Origin of the sequence: Winogradskyella sp. HaHa_3_26 (assembly GCF_019278425.1) — a bacterium.
GTDB classification, from domain to species: Bacteria; Bacteroidota; Bacteroidia; order Flavobacteriales; family Flavobacteriaceae; genus Winogradskyella; species Winogradskyella undariae.
On sequence record NZ_CP058981.1, the window covers coordinates 176840 to 197263 of the forward strand.

16 protein-coding genes are annotated in these 20424 nt (G+C 31.7%); 3 read left to right on the forward strand and 13 right to left on the reverse strand.

The genetic code is table 11. From position 1 onward, the window contains the following. Positions 1-112: 112 nt before the first annotated feature. The 7 genes from scpA to mce all read right to left on the reverse strand — a co-directional run bounded on the left by scpA (position 113) and on the right by mce (position 8397). Complete coding sequence (gene scpA / locus H0I32_RS00810) at positions 113-2248, reverse strand: methylmalonyl-CoA mutase (protein WP_179313030.1); 2136 nt, start codon at positions 2246-2248, stop codon at positions 113-115. A gap of 51 nt (positions 2249-2299) precedes the next feature. After that, positions 2300-4099: a methylmalonyl-CoA mutase family protein gene (locus tag H0I32_RS00815; protein WP_179313029.1), complete on the reverse strand. Its 1800-nt coding sequence runs from the start codon at positions 4097-4099 to the stop codon at positions 2300-2302. Positions 4100-4140: 41 nt separating this feature from the next. Further along, on the reverse strand, positions 4141-5463 hold the full coding sequence (locus tag H0I32_RS00820; protein ID WP_173589134.1) for a sodium ion-translocating decarboxylase subunit beta: 1323 nt from the start codon (positions 5461-5463) through the stop codon (positions 4141-4143). A gap of 58 nt (positions 5464-5521) precedes the next feature. Next, entirely contained in the window at positions 5522-5941 is a 420-nt protein-coding gene (locus H0I32_RS00825; protein ID WP_173589135.1) for a biotin/lipoyl-containing protein, read from the reverse strand. 91 nt (positions 5942-6032) lie between these two features. After that, on the reverse strand, positions 6033-6392 hold the full coding sequence (locus H0I32_RS00830) for an OadG family protein (RefSeq protein WP_173589136.1): 360 nt from the start codon (positions 6390-6392) through the stop codon (positions 6033-6035). Further along, positions 6392-7951 (reverse strand): acyl-CoA carboxylase subunit beta, encoded by a 1560-nt coding sequence (locus H0I32_RS00835; RefSeq protein WP_173589137.1) that lies wholly within the window; start codon positions 7949-7951, stop codon positions 6392-6394. Before H0I32_RS00835 ends, H0I32_RS00830 begins: the two co-directional genes overlap by 1 nt. Before the next feature lie 38 nt (positions 7952-7989). Continuing rightward, complete coding sequence (mce, locus tag H0I32_RS00840) at positions 7990-8397, reverse strand: methylmalonyl-CoA epimerase (RefSeq protein WP_179313028.1); 408 nt, start codon at positions 8395-8397, stop codon at positions 7990-7992. Between the two features lie 329 nt (positions 8398-8726). Here mce and H0I32_RS00845 point away from each other — a divergent pair, with 329 nt between their 5' ends. Then, positions 8727-9725, forward strand: a complete 999-nt coding sequence (locus H0I32_RS00845; protein ID WP_179313027.1) for a lipoate--protein ligase — start codon at positions 8727-8729, stop codon at positions 9723-9725. Between the two features lie 21 nt (positions 9726-9746). Here the strand turns inward: H0I32_RS00845 and trhA are convergent, their stop codons facing one another. The 4 genes from trhA to H0I32_RS00865 form a co-directional block, all read right to left on the reverse strand. Next, positions 9747-10373 (reverse strand): PAQR family membrane homeostasis protein TrhA, encoded by a 627-nt coding sequence (gene trhA, locus H0I32_RS00850; RefSeq protein ID WP_179313026.1) that lies wholly within the window; start codon positions 10371-10373, stop codon positions 9747-9749. Next, positions 10370-11071: a DUF4294 domain-containing protein gene (locus tag H0I32_RS00855; RefSeq protein WP_179313025.1), complete on the reverse strand. Its 702-nt coding sequence runs from the start codon at positions 11069-11071 to the stop codon at positions 10370-10372. The genes trhA and H0I32_RS00855 overlap by 4 nt, the downstream gene beginning before the upstream one ends. 214 nt (positions 11072-11285) lie before the next feature. Continuing rightward, positions 11286-14933 carry an ABC transporter permease/M1 family aminopeptidase gene (locus H0I32_RS00860; RefSeq protein WP_179313024.1) on the reverse strand — a complete coding sequence of 1216 codons (3648 nt, stop codon included), beginning with the start codon at positions 14931-14933 and terminating at the stop codon, positions 11286-11288. Positions 14934-14960: 27 nt separating this feature from the next. After that, complete coding sequence (locus tag H0I32_RS00865; RefSeq protein WP_173589143.1) at positions 14961-15851, reverse strand: ABC transporter ATP-binding protein; 891 nt, start codon at positions 15849-15851, stop codon at positions 14961-14963. A gap of 123 nt (positions 15852-15974) precedes the next feature. On the opposite strand from H0I32_RS00865, the gene H0I32_RS00870 reads away from it, so the two are divergent. Next, positions 15975-17063 (forward strand): M42 family metallopeptidase, encoded by a 1089-nt coding sequence (locus H0I32_RS00870; RefSeq protein ID WP_173589144.1) that lies wholly within the window; start codon positions 15975-15977, stop codon positions 17061-17063. Between the two features lie 51 nt (positions 17064-17114). Further along, the gene (locus tag H0I32_RS00875) at positions 17115-17666 is read left to right on the forward strand and encodes an NUDIX hydrolase (protein WP_179313023.1); all 552 of its coding nucleotides are present in this window, start codon (positions 17115-17117) and stop codon (positions 17664-17666) included. Between the two features lie 819 nt (positions 17667-18485). Here H0I32_RS00875 and H0I32_RS00880 read toward each other — a convergent pair. Together H0I32_RS00880 and H0I32_RS00885 are read right to left on the reverse strand one after the other, a co-directional pair. After that, positions 18486-18845: an EcsC family protein gene (locus tag H0I32_RS00880; RefSeq protein ID WP_179313296.1), complete on the reverse strand. Its 360-nt coding sequence runs from the start codon at positions 18843-18845 to the stop codon at positions 18486-18488. 578 nt (positions 18846-19423) lie between these two features. Then, positions 19424-20401: a helix-turn-helix transcriptional regulator gene (locus tag H0I32_RS00885; RefSeq protein WP_179313021.1), complete on the reverse strand. Its 978-nt coding sequence runs from the start codon at positions 20399-20401 to the stop codon at positions 19424-19426. Positions 20402-20424 lie beyond the last annotated feature (23 nt).

The following is a 20424-nucleotide window of genomic DNA, read 5'->3' on the forward strand; positions in this document are numbered from 1 at the left end:
ATTGATCTATAAATTTTAAAGAATGTCAGCTTGAGCTAAGCCGAAAAGCATTTACCCTCCCCAAGTATTAAATACATCCGACTTTGCTCAATGTGACAATTTGATATAGAGCTTATTCTTTCTCTAAGTATTTTTCCATAATTGTAATTGCAGATTCAGATATCACAGTACCAGGTCCAAAAATAGCAACTACTTTTCGTTCTAGTAAAAAGTCATAATCTTTAGCTGGTATTACTCCACCTGCAAAAACCATAATATCTGGTCTTCCTAATCTTTCTAATTCTCCAATTAATTGTGGAATTAAAGTTTTATGTCCTGCTGCTAAACTTGATGCTCCTACAAAATGCACATCATTTTCTATAGCTTGCTTAGCAACTTCTTCTGGTGTTTGAAATAAAGGCCCCATATCCACATCAAAACCTAAATCTGCAAAACTAGACGCTACAACTTTAGCACCTCTATCATGGCCATCTTGACCCATTTTGGCAATCATAACTCTTGGTCTACGCCCTTCAATCTCTGCAAATTTATCTGCTAATTTCTGTGCACGTTCATAAGTAGAATCATTATTAACTTCTTTTCCATAAACACCACTTATTAATTTTGTGGCCGCTTTATGTCTTCCGAAGTGTACTTCTAAAGCATCTGATATTTCACCTAAAGTGGCAAAGTTTTCAGCAGCTGTTACAGCAAGCTCTAATAAGTTCCCTTTTTTACCTCCTGCACAATCCTCTAATGCTTTTAAATTGGCAGCCACAACGTCAGAATCACGTTCTGCTTTCATTTTATTTAAACGTGCAATTTGCGAATCTCTTACTACAGTATTATCAATATCTAAAATTTCAATATTGGATTTTTCAGTGGTTTTAAATTTATTTACACCAACCAAAATATCTTGTGCAGAATCTAAACGTGCTTGCTTACGCGCAGACGCTTCTTCAATTCTTAATTTAGGAACTCCGGTTTCAATAGCTTTTGCCATCCCCCCAAGTTCTTCAACCTCTTCAATAAGTGTCCATGCTTTTTTAGCAATTTCTTGCGTTAAATATTCTACATAATAAGAACCAGCCCAAGGATCCACGGATTTGGTCATTTGGGTTTCATCTTGAATAAAAATCTGGGTATTACGTGCAATCCTTGCTGAGAAATCTGTTGGTAAAGCAATCGCTTCATCTAAAGCATTAGTGTGTAATGATTGTGTACCACCTAAAGTTGCTGCCATAGCTTCTATACAAGTACGAGCTACGTTATTAAAAGGATCTTGCTCACTTAAACTCCAACCAGAGGTCTGACTATGCGTACGCAATGCCATTGATTTTGGGTTTTTAGGATTAAACGTTTTTATGATTTTTGCCCAAAGCATACGCGCCGCACGCATTTTTGCAATTTCCATAAAGTGATTCATACCAACGGCCCAGAAGAATGATAAACGAGGCGCAAATTCATCAATTTTTAAACCTGACTTTAATCCAGTTCTAATGTACTCCATTCCATCGGCTAAAGTATATGCTAATTCAATATCTGCGGTTGCACCAGCTTCTTGCATGTGGTAACCACTAATAGAAATGGAATTGAATTTGGGCATATTTTTAGTCGTATAATCAAAAATATCACCAATAATTCGCATAGAAGGTGCTGGTGGATAAATATAAGTGTTACGCACCATAAATTCTTTTAGAATATCATTCTGAATGGTTCCTGAAAGCTTATCTAAAGATACACCTTGTTTTTTAGCCGCTGCAATATAAAATGCCATAATTGGTAATACAGCACCATTCATTGTCATAGAAACAGACATTTTATCTAATGGAATTTGATCGAACAAAATTTCCATATCTAAAATAGAATCTATAGCAACACCTGCTTTACCAACATCACCAGTTACACGTGGGTGATCAGAATCATAACCACGGTGTGTTGCTAAATCAAAAGCTACTGAAAGTCCTTTTTGACCTGCAGCTAAATTTCTTCTGTAAAAAGCGTTTGACTCTTCTGCAGTTGAAAATCCGGCATATTGACGAATTGTCCAAGGACGCATTGCATACATGGCGCTATAAGGTCCTCTTAAAAAAGGAGGCACACCGGCTGTATAATGTAAATGTTCAGCTTCTGAAATATCTTTTTTTGTAAAATGTTTTTTTACAGGTATGCCTTCAGGAGTATTCCAAACGTCTTTAGTCTCTTCTTTAGTTTCAACGGTATGTTTTACAGCTGAGTTTAATGTTATATCTGAAAAATCGGGTTTCATGTCGTTTTTATTTAGAGATTTCAATAGTTACATGCATTCGCAAAAGCGATTTCATACTTCTAAAGATTTAAAGGTTTTTTGGAGTTTTTTCTGAATAGCAGAAAGTGTTACAAGAACATCTGTTCTCATATTAACAACACCATCTAAGCCCGCTTCAGTTAATTCGTCCATGTTTTTTGGTGCGCCTGCTAACAATAATACTTTGTCTTTATTAAGTTTCCTAAATGTATTTATAAACTCTAATGCTGTAGCATCGTAATCTTCATCAGAACTACAAATTACAACCACATGCGCTTCTGATTTTGCACTTTCGGTAGCCGCTACATTAGCATTTTCAAAGCTTTCTTCTTGGTGAACATCAAAACCACTAACGCCAATAAAATCGTAAGCAAATGCGGCTCTCGCTTTACGCATTGTTAAATTACCATAACTCGCTAATTGAACAATAGGACGCACATTGGTTTCATCTACTAACTCTTCAGTAACTCTACGCATCGCCTCTATTTCTAAAGATGCACGTCGTGGTGTTAATACTTTTGGGTTTGAAGTAGCCCCCTTAGAAAGAAGATTTTTGTCTACAGTTTCCATAAGGTTTGGATATTTATTTATCCCAACCATTAGTGTTCTACGTTGACTAATTAATTTTAACTTTTTTAAACGAATTTCTGCTATTTGTTGTTGAATAATTTCGTTTTCAAAAGCGGTGTAGAAACCACCGTCATTTTCAATTGCTTTAAATAACTCTAAAGCTTTTTCTGCTATTTTAGAACTGACTTCTTCAATATAGTAAGAACCATCAACAGGATTTGATACTTTGCCAAAATAAGATTCTTCTCTTAAAATGGTTGTAATATTTCCTGCAATTCGACTTGAAAAATCAGAAGAGTTTTTAAACTCTTTATCATAAGCATCAATTAAAACACCATCTACATTTCCTAATATAGCAGACATGGCTTCTGTAGTACAACGTAATAAATTTGTTTCAGGATCAGTAATAGACTTACTCCAAATAGAAGTTTTAGCCGTAATTGTATTACAGAAATCTATCACATTATATTTAGCAGAAATTTCACCTAATAAGTTATTGAAGGCTCTAAATTTTCCTATTTCAACAAAATATTCTAAACCAATAGCTAATTCTATATTTAAATGATCAAATATGCTTTGAACAGCAACACCTTTTTCTTTTAATTTTTCAATTAGAAAAACCAAAGAACTTAACGTGTAAGCTATTTCTTGAACTTGATTAGCACCAGAGTCTAAATATTCTGTTCCTGAAATTGTAAGAACTTTAAAGTTTGGAAAATAAGTTACTAATGGTATTAACTCGGCAATGACTTCAATTTTATTTTCATCAAAAGAACCTGTCGTCACATAATTAGAAATTAAACCTATATCAAGAAAACCTTTTAAGTTTTCTCCTTTAGAAAAGGCGACTAATTCTTTAGTAAAAGCGACAGCATCAATATCTAATTTAAAAGATACCGAGATTTCATTTAAATTAATCCCTTTTAATAATTCTGTAACCGATACATTCTCTTTTAATTCAAAAATAATACCGTTAACACCTTCCTCTACAGCTACCAATGCTAATGCATTGCCATTAGCCGCAGATGCAACAATGATACTTCTATAGTTGACTAAAGCCTGAGAATTTTCACCTGTATTTTTAAGTTGAGTTATACTGTCTTCACTCGTATAACAGGGCTGAATATTAAGACCTGTTAAGTTTTTCCAAACAAGTTTTCTATCAAAATCTGCACCTTTTAAATCTACGGTCACTCTTTCCATCCATTGTTCTTTAGAAACAGGTGGGAAATCTGAAAAAAGTGGTTTGTTTTTAGTATTCATAATAATTTATAATATTAAAATTATTTAATTCGTCTTCTTAATTACCCTAAGAAACTCAGTATAATACCAGCCGCAATAGCAGAGCCAATAACACCAGAAACATTAGGAGCCATAGCATGCATTAATAAGTAATTACTTGGATCTGATTTTAAGCCTTCTGTATGAACAACTCTAGCACTATCTGGTACTGCAGAAACCCCTGCTGCACCAATTAAAGGGTTTATTTTGTTTTCTTCTTTTAAGAAAAGGTTCATAAACTTAGCAAAGAGCAATCCTCCCATAGTTGCAATAACAAATGATATTGCACCAAGTCCAAAAATTAACATTGAATCTTTAGTAATAAATATATCAGCCTGTGTAGAAGCACCAACGGTAACACCTAACAAAATAGTTACAATATCAATCAGTTTTGTTCTTGCAGTCTCTGCAAGACGTTCTGTTCTACCAGATTCTTTTAATAAATTACCAAAGAATAGCATACCCAATAAAGGTAAGGCACTTGGAGAGATAAATAAAGTTAAAATTAGAGCAACCACAGGGAAAATCATTTTCTCTTTTTGTGTTACCGCTCTTGGTGGTTTCATTTTAATTTTTCTATCTTTTTTTGAAACCAACAAACGCATTAATGGCGGTTGAATTACAGGAACTAAAGCCATGTAAGAATAAGCAGCAATAGCAATTGGGCCAATTAAATTTTTAACCGTTGTACCATCTGCAAGCACATTTACACCGTTTGCTAATTTAGAAGAAAGAAATATAGCTGTTGGTCCATCTGCACCACCAATAATACCTATCGCTCCTGCTTCTGGAAGATTAAATCCTAAATAAAGTGCGCCTAAAAATGTAGCAAAAACACCAATTTGAGCTGCACCACCTAAAAGCATTAATTTAGGGTTAGCGATTAAGGAAGAGAAATCTGTCATCGCCCCAATCCCTAAGAAAATAAGTGGCGGATAAATCCCTTTGACGACCCCAAAATAAAGATAATTTAAAACAGATCCTGTTTCGTAAATACCTGTTTGATTTCCTGCTACAAATGGAATATTTCCTATAATAACACCGATACCAATTGGTATTAATAACAAGGGTTCGTAATCGTATTTAATTCCTAAGTATATAAAAATGATTCCGATAAAAATCATAACTATATGTCCTGAAGTTGCATTTGCAAATCCTGTATAATTATAAAATTTCTCGATCCCTTTAAATGCACCTTCAAAAACATTTTCATCTTCTGAAATATCAACTTGAGCTGTCGAAACAGTAGCATTATCTACTGAGTTTATATTTGCACCTAATCCAAGTACTGGTTTAATAAAAATCAGGACTGACAAGACACTAAATATTATTATTAGTTTTTTCATTTTTTTTCTTTTAACTAATGGTTATAATTCTTAATTGAATGAAAGAGAAGTTTTACCCCTATTCAAATTCAATCATTACTGCATCTTGTAATACTTGCTGCCCAACCGTTACTTTTATAGCTGTTACGGTACCCGCTTTTTCTGCTACGATATTATTTTCCATTTTCATGGCTTCTAATACTAATAGTTGGTCATTTTCTTTAATAACATCACCTACCTGTACATTTAAAGACAGAATAACACCTGGTATTGGCGCCACAATTTTAGAGGTCGTTGATTTTGGTTTAACATCTAAAGGTACTGCAGGATGTTTTGAAGCAGAACGCACTAAGGTTGGTGTTTTAGTCGTTTTAACATCTGATTTCATTATCACATCATAAGACGTACCATTAACCTCTAAATTGATAATATTATCTTCGTGTGATTTTATATTAACGGTATATCCGTTTTCGTTGACTTTGAATTTATAACTTTTCATGTGGTTTTATTTATTGGTTTTACAGTCACATGCTGTTCTCATAAATCATTTCTATTAATGAAAGAATTTGAACAAGCTCGTTTCATATATATTATAATTTATTTTGAACACCGTAAATTTTAGAACTCCAAGGTGAGTATGTTTTTTTAACTTGTTTTATAGTTAAAATTCCACTTTCATGATCATGCTGTTCATTAAAATACATATGAATTGAAGCTCCGATTACTGCAGAAATTTCACCTGTAAAATCTTCATCGCCTTTAACAGCGATTTCACTGATTTTTTTATCTTTTCCTTTTGTAATTATTTTATATAAATAAAGCATTACGGGTAAACCATAATTAAAGAAAAGAGCTAATGTTACAAGTGCACCAAAAACAATTAACAATCCCGTAATTAGTATAACGTAACCTTCACTTATTGGGTCTGTGGTTAATAGTATATTTATCATTATAATGGAATGTTTGAATGTTTCTTAGGTGGATTTACATCTTTTTTATTTTGAAGTAATTCTAAAGCTCTAATGATTCTGAATCTTGTATTTCTAGGTTCAATAACATCATCTATAAAGCCATATTTTGCTGCCTGATAAGGATTTGCGAATTTATGAGTGTATTCATCCTCTTTTTTCTGGATGTAATCTTCTTTTTCTGTGTCGTCTTCAATTTTTCTAATATTAGAACCTTCTAAAACTTCTACAGCACCCTTTGCTCCCATTACCGCAATTTCTGCAGTTGGCCATGCGTAGTTTAAATCACCTCTTAATTGTTTACAACTCATAACATCATGAGCACCACCATAAGATTTACGTAGTGTAATCGTTACTTTAGGCACTGTAGCTTCACCATAAGCAAATAGTAATTTTGCACCGTGTAGAATGATTCCTCCATATTCTTGCCCCGTTCCTGGCAAGAAACCTGGCACATCTACAAGCGTTACAATAGGAATATTAAAAGCATCACAGAAACGAACAAATCGTGCTGCTTTTCTTGAAGCATCAATATCTAAAACACCTGCATAATATTTTGGTTGATTGGCAACAATACCAACCGGACGACCATTAAATCTTGCAAAACCAACACAAATATTTCGTGCGTAATTTCTATGTACTTCTGTAAATTCTCCGTTATCTGCAAGTATTGAAATAACATCTACAACATCATAAGGTTGATTTGGATTTTCAGGAATAATATCATTTAAAGCATCCTCTATACGATCAACAGGATCATTACTCGTAATTATAGGCGCTTCTTCTAAGTTATTTGAAGGCATATAGCTTAATAACTTGCGTATCAACAATAAATTCTCTTCGTCATTCTCTGCTAAGAAATGGGAAACACCAGATCTTGTTGAATGAATTTTTGCACCACCTAATTCTTCTGCGGTTACAACTTCTCCTGTTACAGATTTTACAACTTTAGGACCTGTTACAAACATATAGCTTGTTTCTTCTGTCATAATAGTAAAATCGGTTAATGCTGGAGAATAAACTGCTCCACCAGCACAAGGCCCTAATATTGATGATATTTGAGGAATTACCCCTGAAGCCATAATGTTACGTTGAAAAATCTCAGCATAACCAGCTAAAGATCTAACACCTTCTTGAATACGTGCCCCACCTGAATCATTTAATCCAATAACAGGAACTCCAATTTTCATGGCCATATCCATAACCTTACAAATTTTTAAGGCATAAGTTTCAGATAACGAACCACCGAATACGGTAAAATCTTGTGCGAATAAGTAAACTATTCTTCCGTCAATTGTTCCATGACCTGTAACAACACCATCTGAGAGATAAATTTGTTTATCTAAACCAAAAGATTTTGTTCTGTGCGTTACAAACATGTCAAATTCTTCAAAACTATCTTCGTCTAAAAGAATATCTATACGCTCGCGTGCCGTTAGTTTACCTTTTGCATGTTGAGAATCTATACGTTTTTCTCCTCCTCCCAACTTTGCTTTCGCTCTTTTTTCAATGAGCTCGTTAATTTTATCTTGATTTGCCATAAAAATTGTATTTACTTATAAATTTATGTTAGTTGAGATTAGTTTTGTTTAGAACAAAGTTCAGTAAGAACACCTAAGGTTGATTTTGGATGTAGAAAACCGATATCTAAACCTTCAGCTCCTTTTCTAGAAACTTTATCTATTAATCTAACCCCTCTTTCTTCTACCGTTTTTAAAGCCTCTGTAGCATTATCTACAGCAAAAGCAATATGATGAATACCTTGTCCTTTTTTAGCTATAAACTTCCCAATAGGGCCATCTGGTGAAGTGCTTTCTAATAATTCGATTTTTGTATTACCTACCAAAAAAAAGGCTGTCTTCACTTTCTGATCAACAACCTCTTCTATAGAATAACACTTAAACCCTAATACATCTTCATAATATTTTATTGATTCCTCTAGATTATCAACTGCTATACCTAAATGTTCTATATGTGATATATTCATAATTAAAATGTTTAATTTTTAACAAATTTAGGCGAGACTAAGTTTTTATAACATGACAGATATCATAAAATGAAATAACAATCGTATTTTTTGCAACAATTTTATATCTATCCCTGAAAAATACCCTAACATTAATTTGATTTTGATAATTCTACTGATTATTTTTTATTATATTTTGAATTGAAAAATATTCAAAAAAGAGCTTCTAAAATTGATTATTTAATTTTACAGTTTGAACAAAAAAATTATTACAATAAATACTTAAAATCTATTTAAAACAGCCCATACAAATTCTTTATCTTTGAAGCTACCAAACCAAAATAAGCTTTATGATTTTTATAGATAATGAAGGAAACACAAACCCTAAATTAAATTTAGCGTTAGAAGAATATGCTTTAAGAAACTTTGACTCTTCTACAGATTATTTATTATTCTATATTAATGAGCCTTCAATTATTATTGGACGTAACCAAAACACCTTAGAAGAAATTAACAAAGATTATATAGATACTAATGGCATCCATGTGGTACGCCGTGTTTCTGGTGGTGGTGCTGTTTATCATGACTTAGGAAATCTAAATTTTAGTTTTATTACTAATCATGATGGAAAAAGTATTAGTAATTTTAAGAAGTTTACGGCTCCTGTAATTCGTGTTTTAAACGCTATGGGCGTTACTGCAGAGCTTAAAGGACGAAATGATATTCAGGTTGATGAAAAGAAAATTTCTGGTACAGCACAATTTTCTACAGGAAAACGTATGATTAGTCACGGGACTTTATTATTTGATACAGACATGAGTGAAGTTGCAAAAGCGCTTCAGGTAAAAATGAGTAAAATACAGTCTAAAGGGCATAAATCTGTTAGAAGTCGTGTGGCAAACATTAGTGAGTTTTTAAAAACACCTATTTCTATGGACGATTTTAAAAATCAATTACTAAACGGATTATATGAAGCGAGTGAACCTTTTGAAATCCATAAGCTTACAGAAGATGAATGGAAAGCGGTTCATCAATTAAAAGCAGAGAAGTATGATCAATGGGATTGGAATTATGGTCGTTCTCCTAAATTTAATATTCAACGAAATAAACGTTTTCCTATTGGAGAAATAGACCTTCGTATTTTTGTTGAAAAGGGATTGATTTCAGAATTTAAAATCTTTGGTGATTTCTTTGGAAGACAACCTGTAACGGATCTAGAAGATTTACTTATTGGTGTTCCTTATGATAAAAATGAAATCAGTAATGCTTTAGAAAATGTATCTATAGAGAATTATTTTGGAAAAATAGAAAAATCAGATTTTATAGATCTTGTTTATGGTAATGATTAATTAGTCTTAAATATTTCTTACCTACAATACATAACAATAGATCATAAAAAAATGACTTATTGCACCGGCTAACACAAATAAATGCCAAATAACATGGTTATATAGCATGTTATTTAATGCGTAAAAAATAATACCAATAGTATAGAAACCACCTCCAGCATACAACCAAAGTATACCATCTGGACCAAGACCTTGTGATACATTAGAAAAATCTAATACAATTAGCCATCCCATCACTAAATATAAAAGAGTAGAAAAAATTTCGAATCGTCCTGTAAAAAACAATTTTAAAATTAGACCAAAAGCTGCAATACCCCAAACTATTGCAAAAAGAACCCAGCCTAAACTATCCCTTAAGAGTAATAATACAACAGGGGTATATGTCCCTGCAATAAGCAAATAAATACTAGAATGATCTACAATTCTAAAATAATGTTTTCGTTTTTCTCCTTTTACACCATGATAAAATGTTGAAGCTAAAAATAGAATAATGATTGAAAGCCCATAAACAATAACACTAAACAGACTCCAAGGTGTAAGGCTATCTGCTTTTAAGATTAGTAAAACTAAAGCTACAATACCTAAAAGAGCACCAAAACCATGCGTCCAAGTATTTAATTGTTCTTCGTGTTGCGTAGGAATTCTCATCTTTGTTTTTTTGTATTTAGAGGTATTGATTTTTGCTTAGACCATTTATTTACACAGTCGTAAAAATCAATTTCAAAAGCAGGTTCTTGTCGTTTTAAACGCTCAACTTGAAAGGCGCGTTGCAAAATATCTTCAATTAAATAGTCTTCTTCGACATTTATTGGACTAAACTCTCGTTTTAAAGAAATATCAAATAAACTGGCTGTACTATTAAACCAAAAAGCACGCCAACCGCTTCGTAACTCTTTAATAAGTTGATACGTTGTTTTACCGGTTTGGCGATGTATTAATTTTACTAGAATCTGACCTTCAGTTTTGGTAAGTTTCTTTAATTCCGCAGAAAATTCATCCTCAATATACCTCTGAATAACTTTAGTATATCGTTTTTTATCTCGCTTACGTTCCAAGCTATCTAATCGGTTTTGTAATGCTTCTAAACGTTCTGCCGCTAGCTTTGCATAAGGATAAACCTTTAAGGTTTTTCGTCTTAAAATGATATAACGAATTCTTGCTTCTCTGTCTGCAAAACTTAACTTTGGTAATACTAAAACTTCTTCAAGATCTACCGAAGTAACAGGTATAGAATCGCCTTCAATAATCATATAATAGACAGCCGTAGAATCTTGCTTTACCGGATTCTCTTCTTGTGCATTTAATACAACTGAAAAAAATAATGTTATATAAAGAATATATTTCATGAATTTACTTAACGCTAAAATCGTTCCAATCTTTCATTTTATACAAATTCAAAATTACTAATATTTAAAATCTATAAGCTTAAATCCCTATTAATATTATTTAAAATCTTCTATTTATATGGAAGCTTTAAAGATCATTAAAATTAAGACATAAAAAAAGACCTTTCAAATGAATTACACTTAAAAGGTCTTTCTAAAAATTTATAAAATAAAATTAGAGTTTCTGACGGTTGTCACCAGAGTTTCTATCAATTAATTTATTGTAAGGGTCTACTCCTACTTCTGTAGGCTTTTCATCAACAGTAATAGAAATTTTATTATCGATTAAAGTGATTTTATGTTTCTTTAAATACAATTGCTTTTCTTTCATCTCACCATCAACTTCATGCTCTGTAAACACTCCAACATCTATATAATCTTGAAGCGGTAATGATAAAATAGGTTTCGTCTTACCTTCTGGCAAGTATGAGATTGAATCTCTTCCTGTTTCAGAAAATAATTGTTTTCCTTTTTCATCATTTCTGTATTTACTAACATCAAATTCAATATCTACTTTGTATTTACCGTTGTCTAATTCGGTAGACGTTACATTTTTAATACTATTGTCATAAACCGTAATTGTTTCAAACATATCTTTTATAACATATTGTAAACTATCTGGCGTAACTGCTTTAATATGATTTACCATATCTATAGACGTTGTATAAGGTGGCTCTTGAAATTTTACTTTTTCAACATACGTTTTTAATGCGCTATTTAAGACCTCTTCCCCAAGATAATCACTAAGTGCATAAAAGACTAATGATCCTTTTTCGTAACGAATATAGCCTTGTCCATCATTGTACATTAATGGGTTTTCACGCTTACGCTCAAAGGTTCTTTGAAAAAGGTAACTATCTAATGATTTTTTTAGAAACTTACGCATTTGTGCTTTACCTAATTCTTTTTCTAGCACTTTTAAAGCTACGTATTCCGATAAACTTTCAGATAACATTGTTGCTCCTAAAACATCGGCCCCAATGACTTGGTGCGCCCACCATTGGTGTGCAACCTCGTGAACGGTAATAGCGTAGGTATAATTTAGATCACCATCTTCATTATCTTCTACATCTGCTATAAAACCTGCATCACCAGAAAAAGGAATTGTATTAGGAAATGATTGTGCAAAACCACCACTTGGAAATTCTACAATTCGAAGTTGTTTATGCTGATAAGGACTAAAGTTTTCGCTATTGTAAGCCAACGAAGCCTTCATACCATCCATCATACTTTCTAAATTATACTCGTGTCCTTTGTGGTAATAAATCTCAAGATCTACATCCTTCCATTTGTCTTTTTTTACTTCATATTTAGCTGAGTTATAAGCGTAAAAATTCAAAATTTCACTATCCATTTTATAATGAAAATAGCGTCTTCCATCTTCTACCCATTCTTTTTGAAGATAACCCGGTGCAATTGCAATTTGATCTTCACTTGTGCTTACGGTCGTTTCAAAATCAATCCAATCACTATCTTTTGAAATATAGGTGTTACCTAAAGCCGTAGAATCTGAAGGATGTGGTCTTAGCTCATTAGGTGCTAATCCGTATTTCTCACGCGTTTTATCGTCTGAAAGTTCACCTCCATTATAACCTAAATTAGGAAACAGTTGTGTGTTATTAATAAAGGTTCCATTTTCTATGACTGGTGAATTAGAAACAAACAATGTATTGGGTTTATTTTTTACTGTAAAATTCAAAATCAATGAATCTCCAGGTTGCATTGGTTGTTTTAACTTATAAATATCGAAATTATAAAGTGTATCTTCTGAAACAAGTGTGTTTTCACGATTAAACTTGAAAGTACTCTCGTAATCATTATGATTTAAGAAAATGCTATCAATAACCTTATTGGTTTTATTAATCATGGTGTATTCACCTGAAGATTCAAAATTTCGTTCATCTATAAATAAATCTAAATTAACGTTTACTGCAACAATTCTAGGTTGTGCATAATCTTCGTATTTCTTATATTTTTTCTCCCAATTAACACGTAATTCTTCTCGTTCTTTTGAAGAATAAAGATCATTATTAATATTTGTAGCATGATAAATAGTATAACCCATCGCTAAGAAACCACCTAAAAATACCACTAGAGCTATAGCAATAGGTGTTTTAAAACGCTCTTTTGCAATTGCAATGCGTTCTGCAAATGAACTTGGTAAACCACGTACCCAAAACAAAGCTGCAATAAGCATTAAAACTAATCCTCCAAGAACCCAGTAGAATTTATAAATTAAATACCTAGCTAAAGAATCTCCGTAACCATTCATATCATTATAACTAAAGCCCGAACCTTCATTATATTTAAATAAAGGCTGCTCTACACCTGCAAGAGTTAAAAAAGGAATTCCGATAGAAACGACTAATAATACAAATAAGCCTAAATATGGATTTCTTATTAAAGTCTGAACCATTAAAGCTAAAAAAGCCCAAATGATGTAATTAATCAGTTTTAATCCGAATAATTCTTTAATGTATAAACCTAATTCAATATCATAATAGCCCTTGTAAAGTTGAAATAAAATCCCTGCAACCATAATGACAGAAAGTAATAACATCTGCATTTTTACAATAGCAATAAACTTAGATAAAAATAGAGACCAGTTTGGAATTGGTGTTACATCTTCTAAACCATTCATATTAGAAATCTTACTGCGATTTACTAACATTCCGGCATAAAGAAATGTACATATATTAATAGCAATCACAAACACTCCACCACCTTGTAACATTAACCATGTTCTTGGGTATGATGATGCACCAACTTGGCTTCCGGCTTCAGATAATGCAACTAAAACAATAATAAGCCCCACTAAAACAATACTGATAAACGCCCAACTTTTTACAATATATTTGAATTCTATATGAGCTATTTTCCAAGTGGCTTTTAAGTTTTGAATAAAAGAATAATCATACCCTACTTTTGGCAGGTTGATTTTAGTAATACCACCAAAGTTTCGTTTTGTAGAACGTTCGCCTTTTTTCTTCTTAAAGAATGAAAACGACATTGCGTTTTGGCTGAATGTAAATAACTTAAAAACAATACCAAATACAATTGTTGCAACACCTAACCATAATAAACGGTTATAAACGATGACTTCTTTAATAGGAATTTGTAATTCATTTTGTTCGTAAACCGTCCAATAACGGGTATAATAACTAACAGCAGAAGATCCAAAAGGATCAAATAATGATGCTAAGTAACGACTGTCTTGATCGTATAAAAAATTATCTGTTATTCTTTGAATAAACAACAACAAAATCACAGTTATAAATCCGGCAGCAATATTTCTAGAAAAAGTAACCACAGCAAAAACAATAGCGCCAAACAATAAAATATTAGGCAATATAAAAAGCCAATACGAATTAAAATACGATTGAATATTAAAAGCCGTTACCAAATCTGAATTTGTACCAGGCAATCTAAAACCAATAAACATACCGATACCTATTGTAAATACGATAAGTGATACAACCACAATAGCACTAAAAAATTTAGCAAATAAATAATTTGCTTTTGTAAATGGATAAGAATAGAGAATAGAATGCATTTCACTCTTAAAATCTCTATTTACTGAAGCACCAATGATCGATGGAAATAAAAAGAAGATTAAAATTGTTAAACCGTTAAAGAGGTTATTTACTCCAACAGGTGAATTTACAATTCGAGATGAGCCAGTTGTAGCTGTAATACTATCGAAAATACCAGCCGTAGTTGCCGCCATAAACAATGCCAACATAAAAAAGATGGTCATATATATATAAGTCGCTGGTCGTTTTAACCAGTACTTTAATTCGTGAAAAAATATAGTAGAAAACATAGATGTACTTTTTTTAATGATTTAGGATTAAACTGCAGTTACAGGTTCGTCCTCTTTTAGTGCAATAAAGTACACATCGTCAAGTTGTGGCTCAATCGATTTAAAGTCTTCACTAGGTTGCTCCTCGCTAAATACACGAATATTAAGAGAGTTATCTTCGTTATAATTAGAAGATAATACATTGAATTGTGCTTCGTGCGTTTCTAAATCATCTCTATCTATAATTTTAGTCCAAATACGACCTTGCAATTCTATTCTTGCCTGAGATGGTGTGGCTTGTTTTAAAATACGTCCACCATTTAAAATGGCCATATCGTTACAAAGTTCCTTGACATCTTCAACTATATGTGTCGAAAAAATTACTGTACAATTGGTACCAACTTCACGCAATACATTTAGAAAACGATGACGTTCCGCAGGATCTAAACCAGCTGTTGGTTCATCTACAATAATTAATTTAGGATTATTCAATAATAATTGTGCAATTCCGAAACGCTGTTTCATTCCTCCAGAATAACCCGCCACATGTTTTTTACGCATGTCATAAAGATTGGTAATATCTAAAACCTCTTTAACTAAAGCTTTTCTGTCTGATTTAGATCGAATACCTTTTAAAGTTGCAAAGTAATCTAGTAAATCTTCAGCAGACATTTTTGGATACACACCAAAAGATTGTGGCAAATAACCTAAAACTTTACGCAAAGCCATTTTATCTTTTAAAACATCGATATCACCAAACATAATAGATCCAGAATCCGGACTCTGCAATGTAGCAATGGTTCTCATTAAAGACGATTTCCCAGCACCATTAGGACCTAAAAGTCCAAACATTCCTGTTCCGATTTCAAGATTTAAATTATCTGTGGCTTTAACACCATTTTTATAAGTTTTGGTAAGGTTCTTTATTACAAGCTTCATAAAGTATGGTTTTAGATTATAATTCTATTAGTATTAAAATAGATGAATTTGTTACAAAAAAATCTAAAAGCTTCTTAAAGCTGAATAAATCCTTTTACTTTTACATAAATCAAATATCTACATATGGCTTCTAAGAGCATACTTAATAAAAAATCACTCGATTTTCTTGAAAAATATTTAAATAATGCCTCACCAACAGGTTACGAATGGGAAGGGCAAAAAATCTGGATGGATTACCTTAAACCCTATGCAGATGAATTTATTACAGACACTTACGGTTCTGCTGTTGCTGTTATAAACCCTGAAGCAAAATATAAAGTGGTTATTGAAGGGCATGCCGATGAAATTTCATGGTATGTGAATTACATTTCGGATAACGGTTTACTTTATGTTATTAGAAATGGTGGTAGTGATCACCAAATTGCACCGAGTAAGGTTGTAAACATTCATACAAAAAATGGCATTGTAAAAGGTGTATTTGGATGGCCAGCAATTCATACCAGAAGTAAAGCAAAAGAACAAGCGCCTAAGCCTGATAATATCTGCATTGATATAGGAGCAAAAGATAAGGAAGAAGTTGAAAAAATGGGAGTTCATGTTGGTTGTGTAATTACTTACCCTGACGAATTTCATATTTTGAATAAAGACAAATTTGTTTGTCGTGCGTTAGACAACAGAATGGGTGGTTTTATGATTGCTGAAGTGGCGCGTTTACTTAAAGAAAATAAGAAAACACTTCCTTTTGGATTATATATTACCAACTCTGTACAAGAAGAAATTGGTTTACGTGGCGCTGAAATGATTGCACAAACCATTAAGCCGAACGTAGCAATTGTAACAGACGTTACCCATGATACAACAACACCTATGATTGACCAAAAGACGCAAGGTTATGCTGAAATTGGAAAAGGTCCTGTTGTTGCTTATGCACCTGCTGTACAACAAAAATTACGTGATTTAATTACTGATACTGCCGATGAGAAGAAAATTCCTTTTCAACGTGCTGCATTATCTAGAGCAACCGGAACAGATACTGATGCCTTTGCTTATAGTAATGGTGGTGTTGCTTCTGCTTTAATTTCTTTACCATTGCGTTATATGCATACTACTGTAGAAATGGTGCATAGAGATGATGTTGAGAATGTTATTAAATTAATTTATGAAACTTTATTAAAAATAGAAGACGGAGAAACGTTTAGCTATTTTAAATAGAAAATATCAGACCTGTCAGTTTTTTATAACCTGACAGGTCTATTTTATTTTATGGATGAAATTTTAGATATCGTTGACAAAAACGGTAAACCAACAGGAAGAACTGCACTAAAATCTGAAGCGCATTCTAAAGGCTTGTATCACAATACCATTCACTTATGGCTGTACACCTCTAAAGGTGAAATATTACTACAGCAACGCTCTCACAAAAAATCAATTTACCCATTGCTTTGGGATGTTTCTGCTGCAGGACATATAGATGCTGGAGAAACATTTATAACAGCAGCTTTACGGGAAACAAAAGAGGAATTAGGTTTAGAATTAGAACCAAAAGATCTCACCCAAATAGGTACATTTCTACATGAAAGTAGCTATGCTGAAGGTAAAATTCAAGATAATGAATTTCATCAAGTATTTATTGCAGAATTAACCGTTCCATTAAACACTTTAGTAATACAAGACTCTGAAGTTGAAGCTATAAAATTAGTATCGCTCGAAGAGTTTTATAATTTATTAAACAATAGTGAAACTAACATGCACTTTGTAGTTAGTAATCGCGACTATTATTTAAAAGTACTAGAAACAGTAAAGAATAAGCTTTAATTATACTAGTATTTAAAAACACATTTCAGAACCTTAACAAGGTTCTAATTTTTTAATTCTTATTAAAAAATTAAAACCCCAACTAATAAATTAGCTGAGGTTTTTAAAGCTAGTCAAACTTGAAACCATTAAAGCCCCTTAGACAAATAGCGATCCCTACATCCTATTTTATGGCTTCAAATTATGACTATTCAAAAAATTTAGAACATGATATATAAAATACCTTTCTTTTATTTAGTTCTTCAAAAGTACTTTTCAAACAGACAAAACCTGTCCTTTTTATAATTAATGTTAATTATTTATTGCTGTAAATAAAATAATATTGTTAAATTATTAACACATATGTTTATAGCTTAGATAATATTTTATCAACTTTATATTTAATTCCTTTATCTGCATTCACTAATGATTTATTAGTTGATATAAGGTCTATTTTATGATTCAAAATATGTATTAAATTAGCCATCCAATCTTCCATACGCATTTTTCCTTTAGATTGATTAATAGCTTTTATAATTTATTAATCGTAGCAATAGCAAACCAAAATGCTATTCGTTGAAATAAAACAGAAAATAATGTAATAAAAAAAGATGTGTTTCTCAAAGTAACTATAAAGTTCCATATTGAAACAAGAACTAGAAGACTTAAACCAATCATAGGGTCATAAAGCAAACTAGTGCTGCTATCAACAATCTTATTAAAACAAGATTTCGTTATTGCAAAATCGGGTTTAATATATGATAATACTTATAGAAGTGCTTTACTGCAAAAATAAAGAGTTTTTAGTTGTTTTTTACCACAGTAATTTGTTTTAAGTAGTTATTTTCCACTATAATATTTGATTGCCATTTTCCCAAGTGTTCTAGTCCCATAATAATTAAAACCATAACCAATTGGTGCACCAATTAAAGGAACCATTTTCACAAAACTTGTCATAGATTTTTGACCTGCTTTCGTAATTATTTTTTGAGGAATATGTTTCCAAATTTTCTTCATAATCTCTTTAGAAATATTCTTTTCAATTGCTTTTTTCGTAACGGCTTTTCCAACCTCAATTCCGAATCTTTTCAAAGCTTCTTTTGAACTGTCTCCAGCTAGTATTAAATAAACATCCGTTTTCAAATCTGTAGTCTCATCATTATGTCCGAAAATATGTGCAATTGTAAGAGCTAAATAAATTTGCGGTTTTCAAGTTATAATTAAGTCTGCAGGAACAGTCAGAGGTAATGTAATAAGTCCTCCAACTCCAGTTGCCGTCCCTACGAGTCCATTCTTAAATGATTTCCTACTAACATTTTTTTTTGCTAAATCAATATCAGATATGTTTGGATTTTGTACTCTTAATTTCCCAACATAATTCAAAATATTAGGTTGGTTTTCTATTGCAGATTTTTCAATATAATTATCAATCCATTTAACTAAAGTTCCTTTGTCTTTTCCTTGAATTTTACTTATTTTTTTTCTCGTTTTTTTGTTAATTAATTATACTGATTTTTAAAAATTTTCATACTCCAACCACCCTAAACTCAAAAAATCTGTCCATTTAAAAGAAGGATTTTTATACACCTAAATAAAAGATAACTTTTGACTTACTTTTTATAATTAAAAAATCAACTGAAAGGAAAACAAAGAAATATTGTGTTTTGATTTATAGTCTTTTAAGTCTAAAAGAAGAGTGAAGTACGAATACAGAATACTTGAAAAACGAAAAATTAATTTAATCGTTTTTTTAAATAAAAAATTTAAGTAAAACACATTTAATAATAGCCAACTATTAAATCTAAGTGTTCTTTTACATAATCTTTCACGTGTTTTGGACTTACAACTTTCACCCAAAGATTATATTTTAAAATATCCATTAAAAACTCATAATTAGGCTCAATAAAAATCTTTATTTCACCCCAAATATCTGAATTTAAATAATCTAACGCTACAGTATCCATTTTTTTAGGACGAGAGATAATTTCTTGACTATGATGAATCGGATTTAACTCTAAATACTTAAAATGATGATTGGCTACTTGAATATAAATCCATTCAGGTTGCATATCTGTTTTTAATATTCCAATAGCATTTTTAAAATATTCAGAAGAATTAAAACTAACAGGCTCTCTAACAATTTGTTTACTGATTTTTAGAGATTTAATTCTATCATCCAAACAAAAAGCATAAATACCATATTCATTGTTGTGAGCTATTAAATACCATGCTTTATTAATTTCTTTAATATGTAAAGGTTGAAAAAAACCAGAAAATGTTTGAAAACCACTGTCATCATACCAACCTTGATATTCAATTTCGATAAAATATTTTTGCTCTATCGCATGAATAAGCGGTACTAAATCTACCTGAGAACTTAAAGAACTGCGTGCTGTAGTAACATACGGTTTCCAAGCATGTGCATGATGATGTAAAAGATATAATTCTGTTTTCTCATAAATTTCTTTTAAAGCTTCACTTATTTCATATCCATCTACAAAATAACCATAGTTGCGCTTATGTAAAACAATAGCTTGGTAATAGGATTTAATTTTATCCAAATCACGTTTAATCGTTTTTTGACTATGCAGATTCAGTTTATCATATAAGGCATCCTCATTATTGTCTGCACGAATATGATCTAATGCTCGCTGCAAATCTTCTAATGGCACAAATCCATTTTTATCAATACCGTAAATTTTAGGGTTAGAAATGATACGTAAAATATAATAGCGGCGAAGAAATTCTGGGGTCATAGCAGGGATAAAAAAACGAATTT

Coding starts and splice junctions, on each gene's coding strand:
- H0I32_RS00875 (WP_179313023.1), top strand. CDS start 17,115: ATGGATGAAATTTTAGATATCGTTGACAAAAACGGTAAACCAACAGGA.
- H0I32_RS00825 (WP_173589135.1), bottom strand. CDS start 5,941: ATGAAAAGTTATAAATTCAAAGTCAACGAAAACGGATATACCGTTAAT.
- H0I32_RS00845 (WP_179313027.1), top strand. CDS start 8,727: ATGATTTTTATAGATAATGAAGGAAACACAAACCCTAAATTAAATTTA.
- H0I32_RS00885 (WP_179313021.1), bottom strand. CDS start 20,401: ATGACCCCAGAATTTCTTCGCCGCTATTATATTTTACGTATCATTTCT.
- trhA (WP_179313026.1), bottom strand. CDS start 10,373: ATGAGAATTCCTACGCAACACGAAGAACAATTAAATACTTGGACGCAT.
- H0I32_RS00830 (WP_173589136.1), bottom strand. CDS start 6,392: ATGATAAATATACTATTAACCACAGACCCAATAAGTGAAGGTTACGTT.
- H0I32_RS00820 (WP_173589134.1), bottom strand. CDS start 5,463: ATGAAAAAACTAATAATAATATTTAGTGTCTTGTCAGTCCTGATTTTT.
- H0I32_RS00865 (WP_173589143.1), bottom strand. CDS start 15,851: ATGAAGCTTGTAATAAAGAACCTTACCAAAACTTATAAAAATGGTGTT.
- mce (WP_179313028.1), bottom strand. CDS start 8,397: ATGAATATATCACATATAGAACATTTAGGTATAGCAGTTGATAATCTA.
- H0I32_RS00835 (WP_173589137.1), bottom strand. CDS start 7,951: ATGGCAAATCAAGATAAAATTAACGAGCTCATTGAAAAAAGAGCGAAA.
- scpA (WP_179313030.1), bottom strand. CDS start 2,248: ATGAAACCCGATTTTTCAGATATAACATTAAACTCAGCTGTAAAACAT.
- H0I32_RS00870 (WP_173589144.1), top strand. CDS start 15,975: ATGGCTTCTAAGAGCATACTTAATAAAAAATCACTCGATTTTCTTGAA.
- H0I32_RS00860 (WP_179313024.1), bottom strand. CDS start 14,933: ATGTTTTCTACTATATTTTTTCACGAATTAAAGTACTGGTTAAAACGA.
- H0I32_RS00855 (WP_179313025.1), bottom strand. CDS start 11,071: ATGAAATATATTCTTTATATAACATTATTTTTTTCAGTTGTATTAAAT.
- H0I32_RS00815 (WP_179313029.1), bottom strand. CDS start 4,099: ATGAATACTAAAAACAAACCACTTTTTTCAGATTTCCCACCTGTTTCT.